This window comes from Streptomyces sp. TAA486 (assembly GCF_000426165.1).
The window spans coordinates 58,754-83,639 of sequence record NZ_AUEV01000003.1; the positions used below are offsets into that span (position 1 = coordinate 58,754).

Below are 24,886 nucleotides of genomic sequence, written 5' to 3' on the forward strand. Positions count from 1 at the left end.
CTTCGCGGGTCGGACACCCCCTGAAAACCCCTCAGGCGATCTCTCCGGTGCCCGGCCCCGGCCCGATGCGCACCGCCCCGTCCGCCGGCTGCGACACCCAGCCGAGGCTCGCGGCACGCATGCCGAGCTGGAAGCGGGTACCGGCGCCGAGCCGCTCCATCAGGCCGCTCAACCGTCGCTGGAACGTGCGGTAGCTGACGCCGAGTTGACGCGCCATGACCTGGTCCGTCAGCCCCGTCGTCAGCAGCGCGAGCAGCCGGGCCTCGTCCGACGTGGGGGCGTCACCGGCGCCGCCCGGGCGTCCGGCCAAGTACGCGGAGAGCGGCAGGGCGCGCGCCCACAGCACCTCGAAGAACTCGCAGAGCGCGTCCAGCAGCCCCGACGGATGCACCACCACGCTGCTGGCCATCTCGTGCGGCGCGGAACGCAGCGGGATGAGAGCCACCCGGTCGTCCGCGACCAGCAGTTTCGTGGGGGTGTCGGCCATCACCCGTGCCTCTTCCCCGAGTTCGGCGCAGGCCTCGATGTCGGTGTCGATGCGGTGGAAGGTCTCCAGGCCGTGGGTGTCGTAGATCACGCGGTAGCCGATTCCGCGCCGCATCGTCTTGGCCTGCACCGGCATCATCCCGGTCTTGGGGTCGAGGCGGTCCGGGTCGCTGTTGGCGTACGGCGGCCGGTCGATGCCGCGTATCTCGCTGGTGGCGCTGTGCTGCAGCTGGTCGACCTGCTGGATGACGGCGGCCCGTCCGGTGACGATCTCCACCAGGTCGACGGGATCCCGCGCGGTGGCGTTGGCGCGGAAGCGCGTGGCCAGCAGTTGGATGTGCCGGCGGGTGCGGTGGATGGCCTCCTCGCGGGCCAGCAGCAGCGACTCGAACGCGACCTCGGGCGCCACCGGCAGGAACCGCTCCTCCCCGCGCCGCTCGCCCGGGTACCGCCCCACCAGGCCCAACTTCTCGAGCGCGGCGAGGGTCTCGCGTACTCGCCCGGCGCTCAGACCCAGCGTCGTGCGGAGTTCGGCGACAGTGACAGCACCGTCGACGAGCGCTTCGTACGCCTGCTGTTGGACGGGTTCGAGCCCGAGCGACTCCAGCATGTCGATCCCCCTGTGCTGTGGCGAGTTCACGTCACTGACCGATGCCCGCCAGGCGGGCGCCGAATCCAGTACACCAGGTATCGAAATCCTGCGGATACCCTCGTGTAGGGGTAGCCGCAGGCTGGATACAGTTGTGAAGCTTGCGTGAACACCCCGTGACGGACCGTGGCACATAGTGCCCGTAACCGCAGGCGCAGCGCCGTGACCACCGGTAGCGTACGGCCCTCCGCATTGCGTCAGAGAGACGATTACAGTGGGGTTCGTGCCTCACCTACGTCTCGCACTGAACCAGATCGACTCGACCGTCGGCGACCTCGACGGCAACGCCGACGCGGTCCTGCGGTGGGCCCGCCACTCGGCCGCGCAGGGGGCGCACCTCGTGGCGTTCCCCGAGATGATGCTGACCGGGTACCCCGTGGAGGACCTGGCGCTGCGCGGCTCGTTCGTCGACGCCAGCCGCGCCGCGCTCCGCACGCTCGCGCGTCGGCTGGCCGACGAGGACCTGGGCGAAGTGCCCGTCGTCGTGGGCTATCTCGACCGCGCCGAGCACGTGCAGGCGACGCTGGGCAGCCCCGCGGGCGCACCGCAGAACGCCGCGGCCGTGCTGCACAGGGGCGAGGTGGCGCTGGCCTTCGCCAAGCACCACCTGCCCAACTACGGCGTCTTCGACGAGTTCCGCTACTTCGTGCCCGGCCAGACCCTGCCCGTCGTCCGCGTACACGGGGTCGACGTCGCGCTCGCGATCTGCGAGGACCTGTGGCAGAACGGCGGCAGGGTGCCCGCCGCCCGTTCCGCGGGGGCCGGGCTGCTGCTCTCCGTCAACGCCTCCCCGTACGAGCGCGACAAGGACGACACCCGCCTGGAACTGGTGCGCAGGCGCGCCCAGGAGGCCGGCTGCACCACGGCGTACCTCGCGATGACGGGCGGTCAGGACGAGCTCGTCTTCGACGGTGACTCGATCGTCGTGGGCTCCGGCGGTGAAGTCGTCGCGCGCGCCCCGCAGTTCGAGGAGTGCTGTGTCGTGCTGGACCTGGACCTGCCGGCCGCGGCGGACGAACCGCCCTCCGGCACGGTCGACGACGGACTGGCCGTCGAGCACGTCGTCCTCTCCGGCGACCCGCTGCCCCCGTACGAGCCGGACGCCACGGGCAGCGAGACACCGCGCATGGAGGACGACGAGGAGATCTACACGGCGCTCGTCGTGGGCCTGCGCGCCTACGCGGCCAAGAACGGCTTCCGCTCCGTGGTACTCGGCCTCTCCGGCGGCATCGACTCCGCGCTCTGCGCCGCGATCGCCTGCGACGCCCTCGGGCCCGAGAACGTGAACGCCGTCTCGATGCCCTCGCGTTACTCCTCGGAGCACTCCAAGCACGACGCGGCCGAGATGGCCCGGCGTACCGGCATGAACTACCGCACGGTGCCGATCGGCCCGATGTTCGACGCCTTCATGAAGAACCTGGAGCTGACCGGCGTCGCCGAGGAGAACCTCCAGTCGCGGCTGCGCGGCGTCACGCTGATGGGCATCTCCAACCAGGAGGGCCACATCGTCCTAGCGCCGGGCAACAAGTCCGAGCTGGCATGCGGTTATTCGACGCTCTACGGCGACTCCGTCGGCGCCTACGGGCCGATCAAGGACGTCTACAAGACGAACGTCTTCCGCCTGGCGAAGTGGCGCAACCGCGCGGCGGCCGATCGCGGCGAGACACCACCCATCCCGGAGAACAGCATCGTCAAGCCGCCGAGCGCCGAACTGCGCCCCGGCCAGGTCGACACCGACTCCCTCCCCGACTACGACGTCCTGGACCGCATCCTGAAGCTGTACGTGGACGGCGACGTGGGCCGCGAGGGGATCATCGCGCGCGGCTTCGACCCGGAGGTCGTCGGCCGGGTGCTGCGCATGACGGACGCCGCCGAGTACAAGCGCCGCCAGTACCCCCCGGGCACGAAGATCTCCGCCAAGGGCTTCGGCAAGGACCGCCGGCTGCCCATCACCAACCGCTGGCGCGAGACGGCGGAGGGACGGCGGGCTGAGAGGTCGGCCGCGCGCCCGGGGCCGCACCGGCATTCCAGCCGTCCGCCAGGTCCCGGCTCAGGTTTCTCTTCCCATCGGTGCAGCAGCCGGACCTGACGGGAGGCCCCGGACCCGGGCTCACCGTCCGGCGCGGCGAAGAAGTGGCGGGAGGTCTCGCCGGAGCGGTCGGCGGGAACACCGCCAACCCGGCGTAGATGTCGTCGAGATGACCGTCGAGCCAGACGGCCAGACCGGCGTCGAGGGAGTCGTCGGTCCCGACTGCCCGCGCGAGGGCCCACCTATGGACGGTGCTGTCCACGGTCCGTACAGCGAGGGCCTGCCTGCCCCTCACCCGGCCCGGCGGATGGTCCAGGACCTGTTCCGGCGCGCCGGGCCGCGCGAAGGCCCCCGCGCATCTCTCGACGGAGCGCACAGAGGCACCGAGCGGGTCGGCACCGAGGGCGTCGGCATCGCGGAGCCTCAGGAAGTCCGCGCCCGTCCCGCCGTCGACGAGCCCCACGGCGGGTTTCGGACGGGGTGACCTTGCCGCCAAGCGCCATGCGAGGACCGGACCTCCTCCCGCCCCGGGGCGCGTCACGGGGCCAGTGCTCTGCCGAGATACGTCCGGACGGGCTCGTGAAGGGGGTGGGGCACGTACTCCGCGAGCCCGGAACGGCCGCACCACGCGAGCTCCGCCAGCTCATCGGGGTCGGCCACGGAAGCGGTTCCGTGCACGACCTCGCACGCCGTGTAAGAGATGAGCCGCCGCGTGTACGGGTGCACCCGCTCACCGAGGTGTCCGACGGCCCTCACGGTCAGGCCGGTCTCCTCACGGGTCTCCCGCACGGCTGCCTCCGAAGGCTGCTCCCCCTGCTCGATCTCACCGGCGGGGAACTGCCAGACGAGCGCGCCCTCTTGGGCCCGTCGCCGCACCATCAGGACCATGCCCTCGTGGACGACGACGGCGGCCGCGACGGCGGGGCGCTCCTCTTCGGGCACGGGAGCACCGCTCACGGGACGCTCCGGATGCGGGCGGTCGCCGTGGCGACAGCCACCGTCTTGCCGTCGGCACCGAGCAGTTCGCCGGCGAGGAAGCACACTTCGTTGCCGCGCTGGACGACGCGCCCCCGCCCCACGAAGCGTCCCGGCCGGGCGGGCCGCAGGTACTGGACGTGCAGGTCGAGGGTCGGGGCCAGCACCTTCGAGTCCAGTGTCGCGCCGAGTGCCGGCCCCATCGTGTCGTCGAGCATCGCGGCGATGAACCCGCCCTGGACGGTGCCACCGGGGTTCGTGAACTGCTCGCCCGCCTCGAACGCCACCTCGATCCGCCCCTGTTCGGGATCCACGTCGATCAGCTCCCAGCCCAGCGTCCTTGCCGAGGGCGGCCATGCGATCCGTCCCGCCAGCATGTCCCAGAAGAATCCCTGCCGCTGTCCGTTGGTCTCCATGCCCGGCATTGAACTCCCCGGCACCGACAACCTCCCGGAAGCGCTCCTCGCGTTGTCCGGTTCGGGCGGCGACGATGTCCCGCTCCTCGACGCTGGGCAGTGCGGACGTCGCGCCGCAGGGACTGTTCGACGAGGGCCGCCGTGCCGGACCCGCAGGTCCTCCGAGGGTGACCGACGAAGCGGGCCCGCGCCTGAGCGCGGACCCGTATCGGGAGGGGCGGCGGCGGGCGGTGCAGCGCCGCCGCCCCGGCAGCTCACCCGGAGACGCTCTCCGCGGCCCGCGCCCTGCGCAGGCCGGGCACGCCGCGGGCGACGATCCGCGAGCGCGACACGGTTGTGCCGCGGTCCAGCACGCCCGCCAGCACGGCTATGCCGAGGCCGGCCAGCGCCAGCACCACGCCCACGAGCATGGGCGAACGCCAGCCCCATCCAGCGGCGATGGCGACGCCGCCGAGCCAAGCGCCGCCCGCGTTGGCCAGGTTGAACGCGGACTGGTTGCCGGCGGAGGCCAGCGTCGGCGCGTGCCGGGCGTTCTGCATGATCAGCATCTGCAGCGGCGTGGTCGTCATGAAGCCGAGCCCGCCGAGAACCACGACCATCGTCATCGCGGCCCACTTGATGTCGACGACCGCGTGGAAGACGAGCATCGCGGCGGCGAGCGCGCCCAGCCCTCCGTAGAGGGTGGGCCGCAGGGCGCGGTCGGTGAGCGGACCCGCGACCAGGGCACCCAGCGTCATGCCGATGCCGAAGAGCGCGAGCACGATCATCATGGAGGAGTCGGCGAGTCCCGTGACCTCCGTCATGATCGAGGCGAGGTAGCTGTAGACCGCGAAGACTCCGCCGAAGCCGAAGACCGCGGTGAGCAGCCCGAGTACGACCTGACGGTGGCCGAGCGCACGGACCTCGTGCCCCACGCCCCGCTGGTGCTCCAAGGGCAGGTGCGGTACGAGCGCGGCGAGGCTGACCATGGCGAGCAGGCCGATGGCGCTGACGACGAGGAACGTCGCCCGCCAGCCGAGCGCCTGACCGATCGCGGTGCCGGCCGGTACGCCGACGATGTTGGCGACTGTCAGCCCCAGGAACATCGTCGCGACGGCGCGTGCCCGCCGGTCCTCCGTCACGAGACGGGCGGCGACGACAGCGCCGACGCCGAAGAAGGCGCCGTGCGGCAGCCCCGCGAGCACACGCCCGGCGAGGAGCGCGCCGTAGCCGGGCGCCAGCGCGGAGGCGAGGTTGCCGACGGTGAACAGGCCCATGAGCAGCACCAACATCCGCTTGCGCGGGACGCGGGCACCGACGGCGGTGAGCAGGGGTGCGCCTATGACGACGCCGATGGCGTAGGCGGAGACGAGGTAGCCGGCGGTGGGCACGGAAGTCCCCATGTCATCCGCGACGTTGGGGAGGAGCCCCATCATCACGAACTCGGTCGTGCCAATTCCGAAGGCGCTGATCGCAAGCGCGAGCAAGGCCAGAGGCATGGGCGGAAAACCTTTCAGGGCAGGGTGGAGCAAGGCGTCAGGAAGTTCATGGGATGTGTGTGCGCTCGGCGTGCGCGCCGAGAGTGCGTACGGCGCCTGCCGCACTGGCACAGCTTCTTATGTTCTCACACTGAACAAAGTCTCTCAGACGTCATGCCGCCACGGCCGCCATCTGTGTTTCAGGACGGCAACAACCCGCCGGAACAGGCGTGATTCACACCACGGGCCGCCAGGATCTGCTGTCCTGGCGGCCCGTTGACCGGCGCTGTGCGCCCGGTGCCGTGTGCTGTGTGCGGGGGCGTGTGAAGAGCGCCACCCCACCGTGTGTCAGAAGTCGACGGAGGCCGCCACCGGCAGGTGATCGCTGCCGGTGGTGGGCAGGGACCATGAGGAGACCGGCTCCAGTCCCTTCACCATGATCTGGTCGATCCGCGTCGTCGGGAACGACGCCGGCCAGCTGAAGCCGGGGCCGTCTCCCGCCGCGCCCTGCGTCGAGCGCATCTGGGACGTGACGGGCGCGAGGGCACGGTCGTTCATCGTCCCGTTGAGGTCTCCGAGCAGCACCGCCCTGCCCGTACGGTCCTGCGCTATGGCCCTGCCGAGCGCCTCGGCGCTGTCGTCCCGCTGCCCGGCCGTGAAGCCGGAGGCGAACTGCAGCCGCACGGACGGGAGATGGGCCGCGTACACGGCGACGTCGCCCTTGGGCGTGGCGACGGTCGCGCGCATCGCACGGGGCCAGCCCATCTTGATGTCGACGGTCCGCGCGTCCCGCATCGGGTACTTGCTCCACACGCCGACCGTGCCGACGCGCTTGTGATAGCGGTACGCACCCGCCATTCCCTTGTCGTACTGCCTGGCCTGCGCTCCCGCGACCTCCTCCAGCGCGACGATGTCGGCCCCGGAGCCGGAGAGTTCACGTGCCGTGCGCGCCGGGTCGGGGTTGCCCGCGTTGACGTTGTGAGTGACGACGGTCAGGTCGCCGCCCGTGCCGGACTTGCTCGTGAACTGACCGCCGAAGAGGTTCAGCCACACGAGGGCCGGCAGCAGCAGCGCCACGAGCGCGATCAGGGACCGGCGCAGCAGTGCCACCAGCGCCAGTACGGGCACGAGAGCGCCGCCCCAGGGAAGGAAGGTCTCCCACAGCGAGCCCAGGTTGCCGATGGTGTTGGGCACCTCGGAGTGCAGGAAGAGAGCGAGCCCCAGCAGCAGCGCGAGCACGGCGAGGAACCAGCCGCGGCGCCAGGCTCCCGGTCCGCCCCAGCCGGCGAACACCCGGGGCGCACGACTCCCGTACCGGCGGGTGCGGGATCCGGCCCCGTACCGCTCGCCAGAAGTCTTCGAGGCCTCCGCCATGTACGCGCGCGCCATCCGCTGTCCTCACTCGCTTGCCGTTGCTTGTCGAACGATAGGTGATGCGGAACCGGGAGTTCCCTTCCGACGAATGTCCAACACGACCACCCGTCCCGCAGGAGTGGCTCGGTGGATCCCCATGTGACGTTCAGGACGAACACCCGGCCAGGTGAGGTTCCTGCCATGAGCCACCGCGCGGGGTTCTGTGACGGATCACGCACACGGCCGCGGAGGAGGCGTGTACCGGGGAGGGCACACCGCTTGCCGGGGAGCGGCCCCCGTCCGTGGAACGGGGGGCCTCGGGGCCGCCGCCTCACCGGCCGGGGCGCACGCCGTCCAGCACGGAGTCGACGATCTGCTCGGCCAGCCCGTCCGGGAGGTCCTTGCCCTCGTGGAGGACCGTGCGGGTGAGCATCGGCCCGGTGAAGAGCTCGCCGAGCAGCCCGAGGTCGATGTCGTCGCGCAGTTCGCCGGACGCGACGCCGCGCCGCAGTACACCGTGAAGGGTCTCTCGGCGGGCCTTGATGACGCTGTCGTGGTACTGCTGCCACAGCTTCGGGTGGCTCTTGACGTGGCTCGTCATGGTGCGCAGGACGGCGGACTGACGCTTGGCCATCCCCACGCGCCTGTACCACTCCAGGAGCGTGACGAGGTCGTCCCGCATGGAATCACCGCGCGGCTCGGCCGGGGGCTCCTCCAGCGCGTCCACGACGGCCAGCAGCAGCTCGTCCTTGCCGCCGGGCCAGCGCCGGTAGACGGTCGCCTTGCCGACGCCCGCGACCCGTGCGACGCCCTCGATGGAGATGGCGTCGATGGACGTGCCCTCCTCCAGCAGGCGGAGCACTCCCTCGATGATCGCGCGCTCCGCCGCCTCGCTCCGGGGGCGGCCGCGCCGCGCGGGCGCGGCGCCGGCCGCCGGCGGCGTCGGGTTCATCGTGGCGCTCCTTCTTCACGGGCTTCCGTCGAGGGCTTCCGTCGCGGGTCGCGCGCTGAGTCGACGGACGCTGCCCGAAGGCCGCTTCTCACCTGCCGGCCGGACCGCCCGATTCTGTCACGGCCCGGCCCTCCGACCGCTTGACCATCACTCGAATTCCGGTCAACGTCCGGCGCCGACCGGCGTCTTGGTCTCCTCCTGCTCGGGGGGTTCGGAGGCGCCCTTGCCCGCACGCGGCTTGCCGGGGAGCCAGAGGGCCACCACCAGCGCGCCCAGCAGTGCCACGGCCGCCGAGCCGAGCACGGTCACGTGCATCGCGTCGATGAAGGCGTTCTTGGCCGGATCCACCAACTCCCGCCCGGCGGGCCCCAGTCGGGACGCCACGGCGAGTGTCCCCTCGATCGATTCCGCGGCGGCGTGCCGCGCGCTCTCCGGCAGCGGCAGCTGCGCCAGCCGGCCCTCGATGCCCTCCCGGTAGCGCGCCGAGAGAAGCGAACCGAGCACGGCCACACCCATGGCGCCGCCGACCTGCCGGAACGTGTTGTTGACGGCCGACCCCGAGCCAGCCTTCTCGCGCGGCAGCGACTGCATGATCGAGACCGTGGCGGGCGGCATGATGTGCGCCATCGCCGTGCCCTGCAGGAAGAAGACGACCTCCAGCGCCCAGATCGGGGTCGTACGGCCGAAGAGCAGGAACGCCGCCATGCCCGCCCCGACCAGCACCATCCCGCTCGCACAGACCAGCTTCGCGCCGAAGCGGTCGACGACCAGTCGCGCACGCGGCGCGAAGATCAGCTGAGCGAGGGCGAGCGGCATCATCAGCAGCCCCGCCTCGAGCGCCGAGAAGCCGCGCACGCTCTGCATGTAGAAGACCGCGAAGAACGTCACGCCCATCAGCGCGAAGAAGACGAGCGCGATGGCGGCGACGGCCGCGGAGAACGCCGGGTTCCTGAAGTAGTTGACGTCGATGGCCGGGTGGTCGCTGCGCCGCTCGTGGAGCACGAAGACGACGAGGACGGCCACTCCCCCGCCCATGGTCAAGAGCACCTCGGGGTCGGTGAAGTCGGCGAGCTGGCCTCCCTTGATGATCCCGTAGACCAGCAGCACGAGACCTGCGATGGACAGCAGTACGCCGAGGGGGTCCAGCCGTCCCGGCTTCGGGTCGCGTGAGTCGGGGACGAGCAGCACCATGGCCGCGAGGGCCACGAGGACGATCGGCACGTTGACGAGGAAGACCGAGCCCCACCAGTAGTGCTCCAGCAGCGCGCCGCCCGTGATCGGGCCGATGGCTATGCCGAGTCCGACGCCGCCCGCCCAGATGCCGATGGCCTTGGGCTGCTCGTCGCGCTCGAAGACGTTCATGAGGATGGCCAGCGTCGAGGGCATGACGAACGCCCCGCCGAAGCCCATCACGGCCCGGAACGTGATGAGTTGCTCCGGCGAGGTGGCCATGGCGGCGAAGACGGAACCCACTCCGAAGACGACGAGGCCGAAGAGGAGCACACGCCGACGCCCCAGCCGGTCCCCCAGCAGGCCCGCGGTGAAGAGGAGCCCGGCGAAGACGAGGGTGTAGGAGTTGATCGCCCACTCCAACTCGCTCTGGCTCGCGCCGAGTCCGGTCGGCGCGGGCTGGGCGATGGTCTTCATCGCCACGTTGAGGATCGAGTTGTCCAGGACGACTATCAGCAGGCTCAGCATCAGCACGCCGAGGATCACCCAGCGTCGGCGGTGCACGTTCGGGGGCACGGGGGAACTCATGGCCGGTACTCTAGCGCATTCCGATACGAGTCCGTCTCGTATCGGATACCAGGGGCGGCCCGTCCGCTTTCCTTCTCTTCCTTCGGCCGACGGTGCGTGCCAGCATGGAGGGGTCTCCCCATGCGAAGCCACTGGGGACGTATCCGGGGACGCCGTCAGGGCGCCTCGAGACGACGAACACAACAGGAGCGTTCAGCCATGCCTGATGCGCAGAAACAGGACGGGCCCTCCAAGAAGCAGCCCGCAGCTCTCTACGGCGGCGTCCGCAATCGCCGTGTCACCGTCCGCGACCTGGGCTCCGCGAAGGAGCGCGGTGAGCGATGGCCCATGCTCACCGCCTACGACGCGATGACGGCCTCGGTCTTCGACGAGGCGGGCATCCCCGTCCTGCTCGTCGGCGACTCCATGGGCAACTGCCACCTCGGCTACGAGACCACGGTCCCGGTCACTCTGGACGAGATGACCATGCTCACCGCCGCGGTCGTAAGGGGCACCAAGCGGGCCCTGGTCGTCGCCGACCTCCCCTTCGGCACGTACCAGGAAGGCCCCGTACAGGCGCTGCGCAGCGCCACCCGGCTCGTGAAGGAGGCGGGAGCCGGTGCCGTGAAGCTCGAGGGCGGCGAGCGCTCTGCTCACCAGATCGAGCTGATGGTGCAGTCCGGCATCCCGGTCATGGCCCATGTCGGCCTCACCCCGCAGTCCGTGCACGCGATGGGTTACCGGGTGCAGGGCCGCGGCGAGGAGGCCGCCCAGCAGCTGCTGCGGGACGCCAAGTCGGTGCAGGACGCAGGGGCGTTCGCGGTCGTGCTGGAGGCCGTGCCGGCCGAGCTAGCCGCCGAGGTCACACGCTCGCTGCACGTGCCGACCATCGGCATCGGCGCCGGAGCGGACACCGACGCCCAGGTGCTGGTGTGGACGGACATGGCGGGGATGACGGCGGGCCGCGTGCCGAGCTTCGTCAAGCAGTACGCACAGCTGCGCCGGACGCTGGGCGACGCGGCGAAGGAGTTCGCGCAGGACGTGATCGCGGGCGACTTCCCCGAGGAGCGGCACAGCTTCGCCTGACCGGTGGTTCGCCGGACCACGGGCATCGTCCATGAGCCGGGGCCGTTCGGGCGTTCGCGCGCCGGACGGCCCTGCTCACAGGCATGACCGCAGCCTTCGGCACGGGCGCGCGGCGGGCCGGCGCGAGCGGCGACGACGTCCCCGCGGTACGGCGCACCGCGGAGACATTCCAGGACTGATCGGTTGTGATCGGGACGAAGTCCCCCAAGGCGCCGGACCGTTGGCCGGGCCCTTCACGCTCCGGGTACGGTCTGACTCCATGACCAGCGCCTCCACCCACCCCGATCACCACCGCATCAGCCCGGTCTTTCTCGGGCTCGCCGCGATCATGGCCGTCTCCGGCTGGGCGGTCTGGTCCGGGCTGGCCGAGGTGACCGGTGTGGCGGTCTTCTTCTTCGTCGTGTCGGGCTGGGTCGTCTCGCTGTGCCTGCACGAATACGCACACGCCCATACGGCGCTGCGCAGCGGCGACACCTCGGTCGCGGCGAAGGGCTATCTCACACTCAACCCGCTCAAGTACACGCACGCCCTGCTGAGCATCGTGCTACCCGTCGCCTTCGTCGTCCTCGGCGGCATCGGGCTGCCGGGCGGCGCCGTCTACATCGAACGCGGCCGCATCCGCGGCCGCTGGCGGCACAGCCTCATCTCCGCCGCCGGGCCCGCGACGAACGCCCTCTTCGCAGCGGTGCTCACGGCTCCGTTCTGGCTGGACGCGATGGCGGACGTACCGTTCGCGTTCCGCTACGCCCTCGCGTTCCTCGCGATGCTCCAGGTGACGGCGGCCATCCTCAATCTGCTGCCCGTGCCCGGCCTGGACGGCTACGGAGTGCTGGAGCCGTGGCTCTCACCCGCGGCGCGCCGGCAGGCGGAGCCCTTCGCCCCCTTCGGACTCCTGGTGGTCTTCGGCTTCCTGTGGGTCCCGGCCGTCAACGGCGTCTTCTGGGACGCGATAGGCCACGTCATGGGCGTGCTCAACGTCACGGAGCTGGACGTGAGTTACGGCTACGACTTCTTCCGCTTCTGGCAGGGTGAGCCCGAACTCTCGGTCACTCCGCAGCCGTAGGCGCGGCGGCGGCCGTGCGCCGGGCCTTGCGCCCGTAGTACCAGGCCATGTTGGAGGCCAGCCCCGCGAGCAGCACCCATACGACGCCCAGCCAACTGCCCTTGACGAACGAGATCACCGCCGCGATCACGGCGAGGACGCACAGAACGGTGGCGTAGAGGGCGATCCCCCGCGGCGAGCGGAGGGAGGCGGCGGGGGCGGACATGCGGGCGGCTCCAGTCGGACGGTGCGGCGGGGACGGCGGTACGGGACGGGCGGCTCGCGGCCCGGGCCCGGCAAGCGATCACGGTGCCTCGCCGGAGGGCGAGACGCGAGCGGTCCTCGCGCCGTGCGGACCGGACCGCCTCGCCCATTCTCCCCCATCGCCCACGGCGGTCTGCGGGCGCCGCCCGGCCCCGCCACGGCTCACAGGTCGGTGAGCCGGATGCCCGCGTGCACCTTGTAGCGACGGTTGACCGAGACCAGGTTGGCCACGAGCGACTCCACCTGGTGCGCGTTGCGCAGCCGTCCCGAGAAGACGCCCCGCATACCCGGGATGCGCCCGGCGAGCGCCTGCACGACCGCGCAGTCCTCCCGGTCCTCGCCCAGCACCATCACATCGGTGTCGATCTTCTCGACGGCAGGGTCCGAGAGCAGCACCGCGGAGAGGTGGTGGAAGGCGGCGGTGACCCGGGACTCCGGCAACAGCGCCTCGGCCTGCTGTGCGGCGCTGCCCTCTTCGGGCCGGATCGCGTAGGCGCCCTTCTTGTCGAAGCCGAGCGGGTTCACGCAGTCCACGACGAGCTTGCCGCGCAGCTCCTCGCGGAGCGCCTCCAGCGTCCTGGCGTGCCCGTCCCACGGCACGGCGACGATCACCACGTCCGAACGGCGCGCGCACTCCGCGTTCTCCGCGCCCTCCACGCCCTGGCCCAGCTCCTGCGCGGCCTGTTCGGCCCGCTCCGCGGCACGCGATCCGATGACGACCCGCTGGCCCGCCCTCGCCAGCCGGTACGCCAGACCCCGGCCCTGGTCGCCGGTGCCGCCGAGGACACCGACGGTGAGGCCTGAGACGTCGGGCAGGTCCCACGGGTCCTTCCGGGGCGCGGGTGATGAGGACGCGGACGCAGATGCGGAGGAAGTCATGTGCAGGATCCTGCCACCCGGCCCACCGGCCGCGCCTCAGTCCCAGCCGTGAAGGTGATCACGTCTGGGAGTGCACGGAGCTCTACCGTGCCTCCGGCGCCGGGGCCTCCTCCGCCAGTTCCGAGACCGGTATCCGCCTGAACGTCACCGTCGCGTAAGGGCTTTCGTCCCCCGTCTCGTACAGCAGGCCGAGGGTGTGGTCGTCGATGCGCACGAGATCCGAGTAGGCGGCGGGCCGGTCGTCCACGGTGTGCACCGCCCGCCAGTTCACGCCGCCGTCCGTGGACGCGCGCAGCATCATCCCCCGCCTCTCCTCGGGGTCGCCCGGCGCCGAGAAGACCAGCACGTCAGGGTCGTTCAGCTGCAGCACGCTCGCCTCGACCACGGGCGCCGTGAGCTGGGGCTGCGGCTCGAACGGGGCCAGAAGTCCCTCGCCGCCGTCCTCGGAGCGGGCGTCGGCGCGGTGCTCGGGCGCGATCGCTTCGGTGCGGGTGTTGAAGTAGAGGCGGCCGTCGGGGAGTTCGGCGGCTGTCGTCTCGTTGACGTTGACCCAGCCGTCCGGATTGTCGTCGATGTATCCGATGTGCCAGGTCCGGCCGCCGTCGTCGCTGATCACGTCGTGGCCGCCGTTGTAGCGGGCTTCGGTGCCGTCGTCGTCGCCCTCCGGGGGCAGCGAGTGGTTGGCGGGCACGACGAGACGGCCCTCGTACTCACCGCGCTCCAACCGCAGGGCATGCCCCGGTGTCGTCGCGTACCAGCGCCATTCGTGCAGCTTGGCCGACGCGGTGATCTCCCGGCCCTCGGGCCACGTCACGCCTGAGTCCTTGCTCTCCTTCACCCACACTCGGCGGCTGTCCTTGTACGAGACCTCTCCGCGCCGGATACGGCTCTCCGTCGCGTCGGCGCCGTTGGTCACGTACACCAGGACGATGCTTCCGCCGGTGACGTCCTCCCCCTCGCCCTCACCGGCGGGGATCACGATGGGCGACGGATTTCCCGCGGTGCCCGACGCGTGCGAGGCGGCGACGCGCAACTCGCCCCAGCTCCGGCCGCCGTCGTCGGACCGGCGCACGACGATGTCGATGTGACCGGCATCGCTCGCGGAGTCGACCCGGCCCTCGGCGAAGGCGAGCAGTGAGCCGTCGGGCGCGCGGACGCACGCGGGGATGCGGAAGCTCGCGTAGCCATCGCTTCCCGCACTGAAGGGCACGGAGGTCTCGTACGGCATGGTGCGGCTCCCAACTTCCGGGCTCGGGAACGGAGTCGACTGATGCCCGAAAGTAAGCAGACGACAACAGAGCGTCAATGAAACGGGAGATGAACATCCGTGCCCGTGTCACGGGAGGGCGCATCCTCCCTCTCCCCCAGAGCCTCCGGCGGCCTGGGCGGTGCCCCCAGTCACATCCGTACGGGTGACCACAGCCGAATCGCCCGTCCCGCAAGGGCTGTTGAGGCATCATGCCGGGCAATGGATGCAGTACGAGTCTCACATCTGCGGGAAGCGCTTGCGGGAACGGAATGGGTGCGGTCCGCGCGCCGGTTCGCCGGGTCGCTGCGTACGTCCGTCACGCCGCACCGCGGCGGTCTGCTGCTGGTCGGCACCGAGACGTACGAACCGTGGCACCTGGCGGCGCACCTGGACGACGAGGCCGCCTGGTCCGGGCAGCCCGAGCTGTCCCCGACGCTCGTACGGCACCGCGTACCGCCCGCCGCTCCCGCGCATCTCTCCGCCGGGCTGGGCCGGATCGAGGCGGCGGGCCGCAGGGAGACGGTCCTGGTGGTGTCCCCGGGCGATCCGGGGCCGGAGCTGCTGGAACGCGTGCACGACGCACGACGGGCGGGTGCCACGGTGCTGGCGCTGGACGAGGGTGGCGGCGCGGGCGGCCCGGCCGAGCTTCAGGGCATCGCGCACGACGCGCTGAGCGCCGACGCGGCCGAGGTCGATCTCGAAATGGTCCAGCATCTGGTGAGCGCGGCGGCCGGGGAGACCTTCCAGGGGCGGCGCGGCCCGAGCGGCGCGCCGGGCCTCCCCGCGGCCGGCTCGCGCCCCACGTTCCGCGACCGCCTCTCGCGCATCGCGGAACAGCTCTCCGCCCCGCCGCCGACCCGCTGGTGAGAGCGGTTTCCACGAGGATGTGACAGCGGTACGGCGGCAGCGGCCGAGGGCCGGGCCCCACCCGCTGCCGCCGCTGCTCCCCCGCCCGGGCCGTCCCGGCCGTCGTCGCGGGCGGCGCCCGCCGGTCAGAACGGTCCCCACGCCATCTGGCGCGCCGGACCGGCACGGGGCAGGCTCGGACAGATCCGGCCGCCGGGCCGTACCAGCCAGCACAGGAGACAGATGCCCCCTCCCCGCCGTCCCCGTGCCGCACTCGCCATGGACCCCGTCGCGGCCCGCGCCGTCCTCCACGACGACGTGCTCGCGGAACTCGCCGAATTCACCGATCCGTCACCGCTCCCCGCCCTCGACGAACTCGGCAGCGACCGCGCACGGCAGGTGCTCTCCGGCACCGAGCTGCTGATCACGGGCTGGGGCTGCCCGCCTCTCGACGAGGCCGTGCTGGCGTCCGCCCCTCGTCTGCGAGCGGTGGCGCACACCGCCGGCAGTGTGCGGGGGCACATCACCGACGCGTGCTGGCAACGCGGCATCGAGGTCTCCTCGGCGGCCGCCGCCAACGCCCTCCCGGTCGCCGAGTACACGGTGGCGATGATCCTCCTCAGCGGAAAGAGGGTCCTGGAGACGGCGCGCGACTACGCCGCCGCACGGGCCCGCGCGGACTGGCTGCACGACCGTCCCGGCATGGGCAATTACCGCCGCACCGTGGGAATCCTCAGCGCCTCGCTGATCGGCCGTCGCGTGATCGAGCTGCTTCGTCCGTGCGACTTCCAGGTGCTGCTGCATGACCCGTACGTCAGCGCCGAGGAGGCCGACGCGCTCGGCGCACGTCTGGTCACGCTGGACGAACTCTTCGCGGAGTGCGACGTGGTGAGCGTCCACACACCGCTGCTGCCCGAGACCCGCGCACTGGTGAGCCGCCAGCTCATCGGCGCCATGCGGCAGGACGCCACCCTGGTCAATACCGCGCGCGGCGCCGTACTCGACCAGGACGCCCTCACCGAGGCCGTGCGGGCGGGCCGCATACGCGCGGTGCTGGACGTGACCGAACCGGAGGTGCTGCCGCGCGAACACCCGCTGTGGGACTGCGAGAACGCGTTCATCACCCCGCACATCGCCGGTTCCCTCGGCAACGAGCTGCGGCGGCTCGCGGACCTGACCGTCTCCGAAGTCGCCCGCTGGGCCCGCGGCGAGGGCTTCGCCCATCCCGTACGACGCGAAAGGCTGGCGTTCCTCGCATGACCGCGACCGCTGCCACCCGGAGGCCCCTCCCCGACGAAGCCCCCTTCGAACTGCCTCCCGAAGACCGGGAGTTGAGCCCCTTCACCGGCTGGACCCGCGCCCACTGGGAAGCCACCGCCGACGGTCTGCTGACCGCCGCGTGGCGCTTCGCCACCCCGCGTGGGGCGATGCTCGACCTGCCGGGCCGCCCGTCCCGCACGGGGGTGCGTTCCGACGGGCTGGAGGGCTACGCGCGCACCTTCCTCGCCGCCGCATTCCGCGTCGCCGGTGCGCGGGGCACCGACCCGGACGGCCGGCTGGAGCGGTACGCGGACGGGCTGGCGGCGGGCACGCGTACTCCCGGACGGGACGACGAGGAGTCGTGGCCGCCGATCCTCGACCACACGGTCCACGGCCAGCCGATGGTGGAGTCGGCGTCCATCGCTCTGTCGCTGCGGCTGACCCGGCCGTGGCTGTGGGACCGGCTCGACGAGGACGTGCAGGACCGTGCCGAGGAGTGGCTGCGGGGTGCGCTGCACAACGTGCCCGCGCCCAACAACTGGTATCTCTTCCCGCTGACCGTCGCCGGATTCCTTGAATCGGCCGGGCGCGGCGACAGCGCGACGCGGCAGGCGATCGAGCGCGGGCTGGAGCTGCTGGAGAGCTGGTACAGGGGCGAGGGCTGGTACTCCGACGGCGACGGCCGCGCCTTCGACCACTACAACGGCTGGGCGCTGCACCTCTATCCGCTCCTTCACGCCCATCTCGCCCAGGACTCCGGGCAGTTGGCCCACCACGGCGCCCGCCTCCGCGCCCATCTCGAAGGCTTCTCCCTGCTCTTCGACGGCAGCGGCGCCCCGCTCCACTTCGGACGCTCCCTGACCTACCGCTTCGCCGCGAACGCCGCCGTGGCCCTGGGCGCGCTGACCGGTCACACGCCGCTGACGCCCGGCGCCTCCAGGCGGCTGCTGAGCGGGTCCGTCCGGTACTTCCTGGACCGGGGCGCGGTCAGCCGGGACGGTCTGCTGACCCTGGGCTGGCACGGCCCGCACGACGCCACGCTGCAGGACTACTCCGGTCCGGCATCCCCGTACTGGGCCTCCAAGGGCCTGCTGCCGCTGCTCGTACCGGAGGACGATCCGCTGTGGACCGCCCGCGAGGAACCGGCACCCAGCGAAGGTCCGGCACGTGCCGTCGCACTGCCCTCGGCGGGCCTGCTCATCCAGACGGGCGGCGACGGGCCGGTGCGGCTGCACAACCACGGCAGCGACCATGTGCCGCCGCACGAGGGCGAGAGCGCGCGCGCTGCCGACCCGCTGTACGCGCGGCTCGCCTACTCCACGCGTACGGGCCCGACGGCGGCCGGCAACGTGCCCGACAACCACTTCGCCGTGGAGGTGCCGGGCCCCAACGGCACCCCTGTCCGCAGCGCCCGCGTGCGCATCCACCCCCTGGGCGCCGCTTCTGCCCCCGACGGGGCGTGGGGCTGGGCGGCGTCCTGGCACACGCCGGTCTTCCCCTCCGGCGGCCCGATGGTGCCGGGCTTGCGGGTGCAGAGCCTCACGTATGTGCGGGGCGGCCTCGAACTGCGCGTGCACCGCGTGGTGGGCGCACCCGCGGGCGCACGCGTACGGCTGACGGGCTGGGCGACGGGCGTTCCGGATCACGAGGCGCACGAGCCGTCCGGGCTGGACGGCCTGCACGCGCTCCACGGCCTGCACGGCTGGGACGAGAACGCACGGGCCACCCTGCGAGCCCCGCAGGGCACCGCGTTCACGCGGTGGGCCCAGGTACCGGCGATCACCGGCGACGCCGAGGGCACCGCGTTGTTCGCCGCACTCGCCACGCTCCCGTCCGGCGTCGGCTCCGAGGCCGAAGCCGACGCGGACGCGGTCCCGCTCCACGAGGCGGCCGCCCTTCTCTCCGCCGACGACACCTCCGCCGTGGTCCGCTGGAGCGCGGACGGCTCCCTCACCCGCATCGCCTTCACCGCGTACTCGGCCGAAGTCACGACGTCCCAGGGCCCGTAGCACCCGCTCGGCGACCGGGCGGCCGACGGCACGCGGCGCACGCGGGCCACGGCTCCGTGGGCCCGCAGCGGGAACAGGTCCGCTCGGGTGGTGTGGCGGCCCTGACCACCGTGCGGACCTCGGTGTGGACGGGCGGCGCGGCCTGCGTCGTGGCTGTGGGCCTGCTGGGGCGCTGTCGCTGCCGAAGCTGATGTCGTACGAGGCCCGCACGGACCCTCACGCCCGCCGCGTGCGGGAGCAGCGGACGGCTGCCACGCCGGCGCCGGAGGGGGCGGCACAGGGCGGGACCTGACCCTCACCCCGCCGGCCGCCACCCGCCTCCCCTGCCGAGTCGGCCCTCAGCCGTCAGCCGTCCGAGCTGCCGTCCCCGTCACGCCGCGGCGCGTCGCTCCAGCGAGGGTCGTTGTCCCAGGCCTCGTTCTTCTTGTGGACGGTCTCGATCGCGCGGGACGCCTCGGCGCTGGTCGCGTAGGGCCCCAGCCGGTTCTTGGCAGGGCACTCCGGACCCTCCTCGACCTTGCCGTGCTTGATGCAGTAGTACCACTCGCCCGGTTTACCTGGAGCATTGCGCTTGAAGAGAGCCATACAGTCATGCTCCCCCCTGAGCCCTGGACGTACCACAGTTAGACTCGCGCACATGTCTGGCCAGTCATTGCTCGCTCCCGGTGAACTCTCACCGCACCGCACCGTTCCCTCCTCGATCCCGCGTCCCGAGTACGTGGGCAAGGAAGCCCCCACCCCGTACACGGGGCCCGAGGTGCAGGACAGCGAGACCATCGAGAAGATGCGCGTGGCGGGCCGTGTCGCCGCGAGGGCGATGGAAGAGGCCGCGCGGCACATCGCTCCTGGGGTCACCACGGACAAGCTCGACGAAGTGGCGCACGCCTACATGTGCGACCACGGCGCCTACCCGTCCACCCTCGGCTACCGGCGGTTCCCGAAGTCGCTGTGCACGTCGGTCAACGAGGTCATCTGCCACGGCATCCCGGATTCCACGGTCCTGCGCGACGGCGACATCGTGAACCTCGACGTGACCGCCTACATCGACGGGGTGCACGGAGACAACAACGCCACCTATCTGTGCGGAGACGTCGACGAGGAGTCGGCGCTGCTCGTCGAGCGCACCCGCGAAGCCCTCAACCGTGCGATCAAGGCCGTGCGCCCGGGCCGGCAGATCAACATCATCGGCCGCGTCATCGAGTCGTACGCCAAGCGCTTCGGCTACGGAGTGGTCCGTGACTTCACGGGCCACGGCATCAACACCTCGTTCCACTCCGGCCTGATCATCCCGCACTACGACGACGAGCGGGCGACGACCGTGATGAGGCCCGGGATGACCTTCACCATCGAGCCGATGCTGACGCTGGGCACCTACGAGTGGGACATGTGGGAGGACGGCTGGACGGTCGTCACCAAGGACCGCCGCCGCACCGCGCAGTTCGAGCACACCCTCGTGGTCACGGAGTCCGGGGCGGACATTCTCACGCTGCCCTGACCACTCGGAGTGCTCGCGGGGTTTTTCCGACAGGCTGTCGGTAAAGAATGGCGTCATGACCTCACGACTGCCGGCACACCTGCCTTTCTCGACCCTGATCCGTGACGCCACGAAGGCGCAGCACACCCAGGCGGAGAACTCGACGTTCATGAGCGACATGCTCAGCGGCAGGCTCGGCAGGGAGGCGTTCACGCGCTACACCGAGCAGCTGTGGTTCGTCTACGAAGCCCTGGAGGAAGCGGCACGCAGGCTCGGCGACGACCCGGTCGCCGGCCCGTTCGTGCGGCGGGAGCTCTTCCGCCTCCCCTCCCTCGAACGCGACCTCGACCATCTCCACGGCACGTCCGCATGGCGCGGCACGGCCGCTCCGCTCGCCGCGACGGAGAGCTACACGAGACGCATCGCCGAGGTCTCACGGGACTGGCCCGGCGGCTACGTGGCCCATCACTACACCCGCTACCTCGGCGACCTCTCCGGCGGCCAGGTCGTACGGGGAACCGCGGAGAAGAACTGGGGCTTCACACACAAAGGCGACGGGGTCCGGTTCTATGTCTTCGAGGACATTCCGAACCCCGCCGCCTTCAAGAGGGGGTACCGCGAACTGCTCGATTCGGTACCGGCCGACGACGAGGAGAAGTGGCGCATCGTCGGCGAGTGCGGGCGCGCTTTCACGCTCAACACGGCTGTCTTCGAGGAGCTGGCAGCTCCCGCTCCGACAGCCGGCTGACGCGCCGAAGCGGCACCGGCCGCTCAGCGGCGCGCCCGCGCCGTCAGCCCATGGCCTTCTTGGCCTTCGCGGTGTTGTTCAGGGCCGAGGGGCGTACGTCCTTGCACCACTTCACGTGGCCGACGGCCTTCGTGTAGCGACCGCTGATCCAGAAGTTGCTGTTCCGCAGCTTGTACCAGATGGGGTCGCCGTGGATGAGCTGGGCACGGATCTTGCAGTCCAGGCCGCGCTTGGCGTGGAAGGGAAGAACGTACTTCACCGAGGAGTCGGTGCTCGGGTACTGACGGACGTTCAGGCCCGAGTGTGCGAGAACGATGCCGTACGGCTTCTTGGGGTAGGCGACTGTGTCGGCGGAGGAAGGGGACGCCTGTGCGGTGCTCGCCCCGAGGAGCGAACCGCCCATGAGGACGGCGCAGGCCGTGGCGGCGATCCGTACACGACGAGCAGTAGTGGCAGCCATTCAGCTGCCTCCTTTCCGTAAGCCGTGAGCGGGTGGGGCGCCTCGACGCGTACGGAACGCGCTCTGCACGGACGACCACACGCCGGATCACGGGACTACTGGGACGTTCTGCCCGATTTTATGCAGGTCTGTGGTGGTCTATCGGGTTACACACGCGCGATCCGCGGCTTCTGTTCACCAGTGCGGACGGACGCGCCGGATGCTCCCGGAACACCGGGGACGGATGGCGAACCCTGCGGGTCCTCGCAGTTGACGGGGTGCCATACCGAACCTCCCAGGAGGCTCCACCAGGCCCCCCTGAGATCCACCCCGAAGGCGCGCATGATTGCATACGGGCGCCCGGTGCTGTGAGACGAACGCCCTGGGCGGGGCGATAAGGTGCTATACCGCAAGCGGGGCGGGGAGGACACGAGAATGAATGCGCGGCAAGCGCGGCGGACGCGGCTGCTCGCGGCGTCGACGGCCACGGTGGTGCTGTCGGTGACGCTGTCGGGATGCGTGACGGTGCACGGCGAGACGGCGGTGATCCCGGCGGTCTCCAAACCCGACGCGAGGAAGATCCTCAAGGAGTTCAACGCCACCAGCAACAAGGCCAACTCCTCCCACGACCCCGGGCTGAACTCCACCATCGAGACGGGCGCACTCGGAGCCATAGACGAGGCGGGTCTCAAGTCGCGCAAGAAGCTGGCACCGAAGGGCAACCCGGGCTACAAGCCGCTGCGGCTCTCCGATCCCCGGTTCCTGATTCCCAAGCAGGCGGGCTGGCCCAAGTTCTTCGTCGCCGACGCGCAGAGCAACCGCACGACGGACGGGCGTTGGCTCCTGGTCTTCCAGCGCGACGACGCCAACTCCGACTGGCGGGCGTCGTACCTGGCTGTCCTTCAGAACTCCGAGATCCCGGAGTTCGTCACCGGCAAGGGCGGCTACGCGAAGGCCGTGCTCGGCGGTCCGCGGTCGCAACTCATCGTCGCACCGGACGAGATGAGCGACGCGTACATCGGCTATCTCGGCGAGGGCACCGGCGACTTCGCTCCGGGCGAGCACACGAGCAAGCGGCGCGCACAGCGCGAAGGGTCGGCCAACCGCCCGGGAAAACGCACCGAGTTCGCGGACGTGGCGGCCAAGGCACCGCAGTACGCTGCGTTCGGGCTGCGCACCGCGGACGGCGGCGCGCTGGTCTTCTTCGCCTCGCAGCACCACACGAAGGAGACCTACGCGAAGGGCTACAAGCCCCCGGTGAAGGAACCGTTGGTGAAGGCGCTGATGACCGGAACGCCGCGTCAGTCGGTGACCTATGTGCGGGTCTCCGAACAGGTCGTCAAGGTGCCCGCGAAGAAGGACGGCGGCGAGATCGAGTTCCTCAACCGGATCGACGGACTCACCGCGGTCAAGGGCGAGTAGCCGCCTCACGGACCGCTGCCGGGGCCCGTGGCTCGCACGGTCGAAGCCCCCGGCGGGCGTGAACTGGCGTGCTCCCGCTGCCTGTTCGGGCCTCGCCGCGGGGGCCCGAGCTGCCGTCCCCGCGGGCGGAGCTGCCGCCGCCGACGCGTCGTCAGCGCACCGGCCAGGCCGCCGTGTCCTCGCCCACGTGCTCCGCGCACGCGTCGGTGAGCGCCTCCAGAAGGGTCAGCGGTTCGGGCAGTGGTTCGGCGCCGCCCGTGCCGTCACCGTCCGATGTCTCCGGCGGACGCACCCAGCGCACCTCGCGGTTCTGCCCCGTCCCGGGCAGGGTCGCGGGCGGGACGAGCACGTAGCTGCCCCGGCAGTGCCAGCGCAGGCCCGGGTGCTCGTCCATCGTCTCGGGGTGGCAGTCCAGTTCGCACGGCCACCACTCGTCCTCGTCGTCGGGGGTGCGGGTGGCGGTGAAGAAGAGCATCCGCTCATCCCCGGAAACAGCGACCGGGCCGAGTGGCGCCCTCTCCGAATCCAGCCGTTCCAGTGCCGCCCAGCCGGCCTCGGCCGGCACGTCGAGCACGTCGTGGTCACGCCCCGTGGCGGTGACGAAGTTCGCCAGCGGCTGGCTCTGCGCCCAGCGCTCGATCTGCGCGGCGTCGGTGGTGGCCTGCGTCTGCCATCCGAAGGAGAGAGGGTGGCGGCCCGGAGTGGGACAGCCGATGCGTACGCACGAACAGCCGTACCCCGAGGGGTGCGCGGCGGGCGCGAGCGGAAAGCCCGCCGCTGCGGCGGTCAGCAGGAGTTCCGTACGGGCGCGGGCGGCGTCGGCCTGTGCGACGGCGCTCCTGGACCTGGAGGTCCTCGCCCTGGGGCCGCTCCGCGTGAAGTGACGCAGCCACCGGTCGAACCTGCTCTCGCGTTCCATCTATCGCCTCACTCCGCGACTCTGCGACCACACCGTGGATCTCCGAGGGTACGCAGCACCGAGCACGTGCCGGGCCGAATCCCTGGATCGTGGCTGACCCGTCGTCATCCTGCGCTGTCGGCCCGTCCACCCGTCCGCGCCGGTCCGGGCGCCTGTGCGGGCGAGGAACACCCGTCTGCCGCACAACAGCCGCTCCGGGCGGCATGTTCCGTCGTGCGCGCTTAGCTTGAGACCCATGGTCATGATCATGGTCAGGGCCGTGAGGGCCGTCCGGGCCGTCGAAGCCTGTCTGTTTCCGCTGCTCGTCCTCGCACCTGTGGCACTCGCTCCGGGCTGTGCCCCCGCGCCCGCGCGCATGCGAGGCCCCGAGGGCCCACGCGCCGCCGGTCTGCCGGGCACGGTCTACGCCGCCCATCGCGGAGGCGCCCTCGAAGTTCCGGAGAACAGCATCTCGGGGCTGACGGCCGCCTACCGCCGCCGCTCCGCCGACGTGCTCGACGTGGACGTGAGGACGCTGCGCGACGGAACCCTCGTCGCGATGCACGACCGCACCCTGGACCGCACCACCGACCACAAGGGACCTGTCTCCGGGCTGACGCTGCGCCAGTGGCGCCACGTACGGCTGCGTCCCGACGGGGGGCTGCCCGGCACCTGGTCCCGGGAGCACCCGCCGACGGCGTCCGCGGTCCTCGACCGTTTCGGGGGCCGCATCGTGCTGAACGTCGAGCTCAAGGACGGCGGCGGCCTGAAGCGGCTCGCGGGAATGATCCGCAAGCGGGGCCTGACCGACTCGGTCTACGTGCAGACAAACGAGCTGTCACCGGCGGTGCAGGCTCACCGGATGGGTCTGCTGACCTCGGTGTGGCGGTCGGTGAAGCAGGCGCGTACCGACCGGCCGGAGAAGTGGCGCGACGTGGTCGACATGCTCAGCGTCGACCACCACGCACGCGACTCCGACATCCGCAGGGCCGTCGACTCGGGCATTCCGCGCGTGTGGTCGCACACGGTCCGCACGCCGGCCGACCGCGATCGGGTGCTGCGGCTGGGGTGCGACGGGGTGATGACGGACACTCCAGGACTCCTGGCCCGCACACCACAGCGGGACAAGAAGGACGGCTCGGGCGACGCGCGCGACCGGTGAGCGAACATTCCGATCACAACGCGGCGAAGAGCGTTCCGACGGCGCACCATGGGC

The 24,886-nt window shown here is 71.2% G+C and carries 24 protein-coding genes; 11 read left to right on the forward strand and 13 right to left on the reverse strand.

The features are described 5' to 3' along the window. Positions 1-31: 31 nt before the first annotated feature. Positions 32-1,126: a helix-turn-helix domain-containing protein gene (locus I004_RS0106980; RefSeq protein WP_246531056.1), complete on the reverse strand. Its 1,095-nt coding sequence runs from the start codon at positions 1,124-1,126 to the stop codon at positions 32-34. A gap of 232 nt (positions 1,127-1,358) precedes the next feature. Between I004_RS0106980 and I004_RS32675 the strand changes: the two genes are divergently transcribed. Both I004_RS32675 and I004_RS0106990 read left to right on the forward strand, forming a co-directional pair. Next, positions 1,359-3,224, forward strand: a complete 1,866-nt coding sequence (locus I004_RS32675) for an NAD+ synthase (protein WP_078510953.1) — start codon at positions 1,359-1,361, stop codon at positions 3,222-3,224. A 109-nt stretch (positions 3,225-3,333) separates the two neighbouring features. Then, complete coding sequence (locus tag I004_RS0106990) at positions 3,334-3,648, forward strand: hypothetical protein (protein WP_028434889.1); 315 nt, start codon at positions 3,334-3,336, stop codon at positions 3,646-3,648. Between the two features lie 53 nt (positions 3,649-3,701). On the opposite strand, the gene I004_RS0106995 is transcribed toward I004_RS0106990, so the two are convergent. From I004_RS0106995 to I004_RS0107020, 6 genes are all read right to left on the reverse strand, one after another. Next, positions 3,702-4,121: an NUDIX hydrolase gene (locus I004_RS0106995; protein WP_486579824.1), complete on the reverse strand. Its 420-nt coding sequence runs from the start codon at positions 4,119-4,121 to the stop codon at positions 3,702-3,704. Beyond that, positions 4,118-4,555 carry a PaaI family thioesterase gene (locus I004_RS0107000; protein WP_028434891.1) on the reverse strand — a complete coding sequence of 146 codons (438 nt, stop codon included), beginning with the start codon at positions 4,553-4,555 and terminating at the stop codon, positions 4,118-4,120. The genes I004_RS0106995 and I004_RS0107000 overlap by 4 nt, the downstream gene beginning before the upstream one ends. Before the next feature lie 254 nt (positions 4,556-4,809). Continuing rightward, positions 4,810-6,033 carry an MFS transporter gene (locus I004_RS32680; RefSeq protein ID WP_051344804.1) on the reverse strand — a complete coding sequence of 408 codons (1,224 nt, stop codon included), beginning with the start codon at positions 6,031-6,033 and terminating at the stop codon, positions 4,810-4,812. A gap of 327 nt (positions 6,034-6,360) precedes the next feature. Further along, positions 6,361-7,401, reverse strand: a complete 1,041-nt coding sequence (locus I004_RS0107010) for an endonuclease/exonuclease/phosphatase family protein (RefSeq protein WP_028434892.1) — start codon at positions 7,399-7,401, stop codon at positions 6,361-6,363. Positions 7,402-7,696: 295 nt separating this feature from the next. After that, a complete protein-coding gene (locus I004_RS0107015) occupies positions 7,697-8,317 on the reverse strand; it encodes a TetR/AcrR family transcriptional regulator (protein WP_028434893.1) in 621 nt (206 codons plus the stop codon). 162 nt (positions 8,318-8,479) lie between these two features. Further along, positions 8,480-10,075 (reverse strand): MFS transporter, encoded by a 1,596-nt coding sequence (locus I004_RS0107020; protein WP_028434894.1) that lies wholly within the window; start codon positions 10,073-10,075, stop codon positions 8,480-8,482. A 198-nt stretch (positions 10,076-10,273) separates the two neighbouring features. On the opposite strand from I004_RS0107020, the gene panB reads away from it, so the two are divergent. Both panB and I004_RS0107035 read left to right on the forward strand, forming a co-directional pair. After that, positions 10,274-11,140 carry a 3-methyl-2-oxobutanoate hydroxymethyltransferase gene (panB, locus tag I004_RS0107025; protein ID WP_028434895.1) on the forward strand — a complete coding sequence of 289 codons (867 nt, stop codon included), beginning with the start codon at positions 10,274-10,276 and terminating at the stop codon, positions 11,138-11,140. A gap of 259 nt (positions 11,141-11,399) precedes the next feature. Next, a complete protein-coding gene (locus tag I004_RS0107035) occupies positions 11,400-12,203 on the forward strand; it encodes a site-2 protease family protein (protein ID WP_028434896.1) in 804 nt (267 codons plus the stop codon). On the opposite strand, the gene I004_RS0107040 is transcribed toward I004_RS0107035, so the two are convergent. The 3 genes from I004_RS0107040 to I004_RS0107050 all read right to left on the reverse strand — a co-directional run bounded on the left by I004_RS0107040 (position 12,187) and on the right by I004_RS0107050 (position 14,553). Continuing rightward, a complete protein-coding gene (locus tag I004_RS0107040) occupies positions 12,187-12,408 on the reverse strand; it encodes a hypothetical protein (protein ID WP_028434897.1) in 222 nt (73 codons plus the stop codon). The genes I004_RS0107035 and I004_RS0107040 overlap by 17 nt on opposite strands. Before the next feature lie 200 nt (positions 12,409-12,608). After that, the gene (npdG, locus tag I004_RS0107045; RefSeq protein WP_028434898.1) at positions 12,609-13,325 is read right to left on the reverse strand and encodes an NADPH-dependent F420 reductase; all 717 of its coding nucleotides are present in this window, start codon (positions 13,323-13,325) and stop codon (positions 12,609-12,611) included. An 82-nt stretch (positions 13,326-13,407) separates the two neighbouring features. Continuing rightward, positions 13,408-14,553 (reverse strand): sialidase family protein, encoded by a 1,146-nt coding sequence (locus tag I004_RS0107050; RefSeq protein ID WP_028434899.1) that lies wholly within the window; start codon positions 14,551-14,553, stop codon positions 13,408-13,410. Positions 14,554-14,793: 240 nt separating this feature from the next. Between I004_RS0107050 and I004_RS0107055 the strand changes: the two genes are divergently transcribed. The 3 genes from I004_RS0107055 to I004_RS0107065 all read left to right on the forward strand — a co-directional run bounded on the left by I004_RS0107055 (position 14,794) and on the right by I004_RS0107065 (position 18,689). Continuing rightward, positions 14,794-15,441 (forward strand): hypothetical protein, encoded by a 648-nt coding sequence (locus I004_RS0107055; protein ID WP_028434900.1) that lies wholly within the window; start codon positions 14,794-14,796, stop codon positions 15,439-15,441. A 222-nt stretch (positions 15,442-15,663) separates the two neighbouring features. Next, positions 15,664-16,680, forward strand: coding sequence for a hydroxyacid dehydrogenase (locus I004_RS0107060; RefSeq protein WP_028434901.1), 1,017 nt, complete (start codon positions 15,664-15,666; stop codon positions 16,678-16,680). After that, positions 16,677-18,689 carry a DUF2264 domain-containing protein gene (locus I004_RS0107065; RefSeq protein ID WP_051344805.1) on the forward strand — a complete coding sequence of 671 codons (2,013 nt, stop codon included), beginning with the start codon at positions 16,677-16,679 and terminating at the stop codon, positions 18,687-18,689. The genes I004_RS0107060 and I004_RS0107065 overlap by 4 nt, the downstream gene beginning before the upstream one ends. Positions 18,690-19,034: 345 nt before the next feature. Here I004_RS0107065 and I004_RS0107070 read toward each other — a convergent pair whose 3' ends face one another. Beyond that, positions 19,035-19,274 (reverse strand): hypothetical protein, encoded by a 240-nt coding sequence (locus I004_RS0107070; protein ID WP_028434903.1) that lies wholly within the window; start codon positions 19,272-19,274, stop codon positions 19,035-19,037. 52 nt (positions 19,275-19,326) lie between these two features. Here I004_RS0107070 and map point away from each other — a divergent pair, with 52 nt between their 5' ends. Together map and I004_RS0107080 are read left to right on the forward strand one after the other, a co-directional pair. Next, positions 19,327-20,184 (forward strand): type I methionyl aminopeptidase, encoded by an 858-nt coding sequence (gene map, locus I004_RS0107075; protein ID WP_028434904.1) that lies wholly within the window; start codon positions 19,327-19,329, stop codon positions 20,182-20,184. Between the two features lie 55 nt (positions 20,185-20,239). Further along, positions 20,240-20,911 carry a biliverdin-producing heme oxygenase gene (locus tag I004_RS0107080; protein ID WP_028434905.1) on the forward strand — a complete coding sequence of 224 codons (672 nt, stop codon included), beginning with the start codon at positions 20,240-20,242 and terminating at the stop codon, positions 20,909-20,911. Between the two features lie 43 nt (positions 20,912-20,954). On the opposite strand, the gene I004_RS0107085 is transcribed toward I004_RS0107080, so the two are convergent. Continuing rightward, positions 20,955-21,371, reverse strand: coding sequence for a hypothetical protein (locus tag I004_RS0107085; protein ID WP_028434906.1), 417 nt, complete (start codon positions 21,369-21,371; stop codon positions 20,955-20,957). Positions 21,372-21,785: 414 nt separating this feature from the next. Between I004_RS0107085 and I004_RS0107090 the strand changes: the two genes are divergently transcribed. Then, positions 21,786-22,772 carry an SCO2278 family lipoprotein gene (locus I004_RS0107090; RefSeq protein WP_028434907.1) on the forward strand — a complete coding sequence of 329 codons (987 nt, stop codon included), beginning with the start codon at positions 21,786-21,788 and terminating at the stop codon, positions 22,770-22,772. Positions 22,773-22,923: 151 nt separating this feature from the next. Here the strand turns inward: I004_RS0107090 and I004_RS0107095 are convergent, their stop codons facing one another. Further along, positions 22,924-23,691: a bifunctional DNA primase/polymerase gene (locus I004_RS0107095; RefSeq protein ID WP_028434908.1), complete on the reverse strand. Its 768-nt coding sequence runs from the start codon at positions 23,689-23,691 to the stop codon at positions 22,924-22,926. Between the two features lie 235 nt (positions 23,692-23,926). Between I004_RS0107095 and I004_RS32685 the strand changes: the two genes are divergently transcribed. Then, positions 23,927-24,832 (forward strand): glycerophosphodiester phosphodiesterase, encoded by a 906-nt coding sequence (locus I004_RS32685; RefSeq protein WP_051344806.1) that lies wholly within the window; start codon positions 23,927-23,929, stop codon positions 24,830-24,832. Positions 24,833-24,886 lie beyond the last annotated feature (54 nt).

Bases quoted from the DNA above. Each gene is read 5' to 3' on its own strand.
- I004_RS0107070 (WP_028434903.1), bottom strand. From the start codon at position 19,274: ATGGCTCTCTTCAAGCGCAATGCTCCAGGTAAACCGGGCGAGTGGTAC.
- I004_RS0107010 (WP_028434892.1), bottom strand. From the start codon at position 7,401: ATGGCGCGCGCGTACATGGCGGAGGCCTCGAAGACTTCTGGCGAGCGG.
- I004_RS0107050 (WP_028434899.1), bottom strand. From the start codon at position 14,553: ATGCCGTACGAGACCTCCGTGCCCTTCAGTGCGGGAAGCGATGGCTAC.
- I004_RS0107015 (WP_028434893.1), bottom strand. From the start codon at position 8,317: ATGAACCCGACGCCGCCGGCGGCCGGCGCCGCGCCCGCGCGGCGCGGC.
- I004_RS0107000 (WP_028434891.1), bottom strand. From the start codon at position 4,555: ATGGAGACCAACGGACAGCGGCAGGGATTCTTCTGGGACATGCTGGCG.
- I004_RS0107055 (WP_028434900.1), top strand. From the start codon at position 14,794: ATGGATGCAGTACGAGTCTCACATCTGCGGGAAGCGCTTGCGGGAACG.
- I004_RS0107035 (WP_028434896.1), top strand. From the start codon at position 11,400: ATGACCAGCGCCTCCACCCACCCCGATCACCACCGCATCAGCCCGGTC.
- panB (WP_028434895.1), top strand. From the start codon at position 10,274: ATGCCTGATGCGCAGAAACAGGACGGGCCCTCCAAGAAGCAGCCCGCA.
- I004_RS0107065 (WP_051344805.1), top strand. From the start codon at position 16,677: ATGACCGCGACCGCTGCCACCCGGAGGCCCCTCCCCGACGAAGCCCCC.
- I004_RS0107040 (WP_028434897.1), bottom strand. From the start codon at position 12,408: ATGTCCGCCCCCGCCGCCTCCCTCCGCTCGCCGCGGGGGATCGCCCTC.
- npdG (WP_028434898.1), bottom strand. From the start codon at position 13,325: ATGACTTCCTCCGCATCTGCGTCCGCGTCCTCATCACCCGCGCCCCGG.
- map (WP_028434904.1), top strand. From the start codon at position 19,327: ATGTCTGGCCAGTCATTGCTCGCTCCCGGTGAACTCTCACCGCACCGC.
- I004_RS0107060 (WP_028434901.1), top strand. From the start codon at position 15,664: ATGCCCCCTCCCCGCCGTCCCCGTGCCGCACTCGCCATGGACCCCGTC.
- I004_RS0107080 (WP_028434905.1), top strand. From the start codon at position 20,240: ATGACCTCACGACTGCCGGCACACCTGCCTTTCTCGACCCTGATCCGT.
- I004_RS0107020 (WP_028434894.1), bottom strand. From the start codon at position 10,075: ATGAGTTCCCCCGTGCCCCCGAACGTGCACCGCCGACGCTGGGTGATC.
- I004_RS0107090 (WP_028434907.1), top strand. From the start codon at position 21,786: ATGAATGCGCGGCAAGCGCGGCGGACGCGGCTGCTCGCGGCGTCGACG.
- I004_RS32680 (WP_051344804.1), bottom strand. From the start codon at position 6,033: ATGCCTCTGGCCTTGCTCGCGCTTGCGATCAGCGCCTTCGGAATTGGC.
- I004_RS32685 (WP_051344806.1), top strand. From the start codon at position 23,927: ATGGTCATGATCATGGTCAGGGCCGTGAGGGCCGTCCGGGCCGTCGAA.
- I004_RS0107085 (WP_028434906.1), bottom strand. From the start codon at position 21,371: ATGGCTGCCACTACTGCTCGTCGTGTACGGATCGCCGCCACGGCCTGC.
- I004_RS0106990 (WP_028434889.1), top strand. From the start codon at position 3,334: ATGACCGTCGAGCCAGACGGCCAGACCGGCGTCGAGGGAGTCGTCGGT.
- I004_RS0107095 (WP_028434908.1), bottom strand. From the start codon at position 23,691: ATGGAACGCGAGAGCAGGTTCGACCGGTGGCTGCGTCACTTCACGCGG.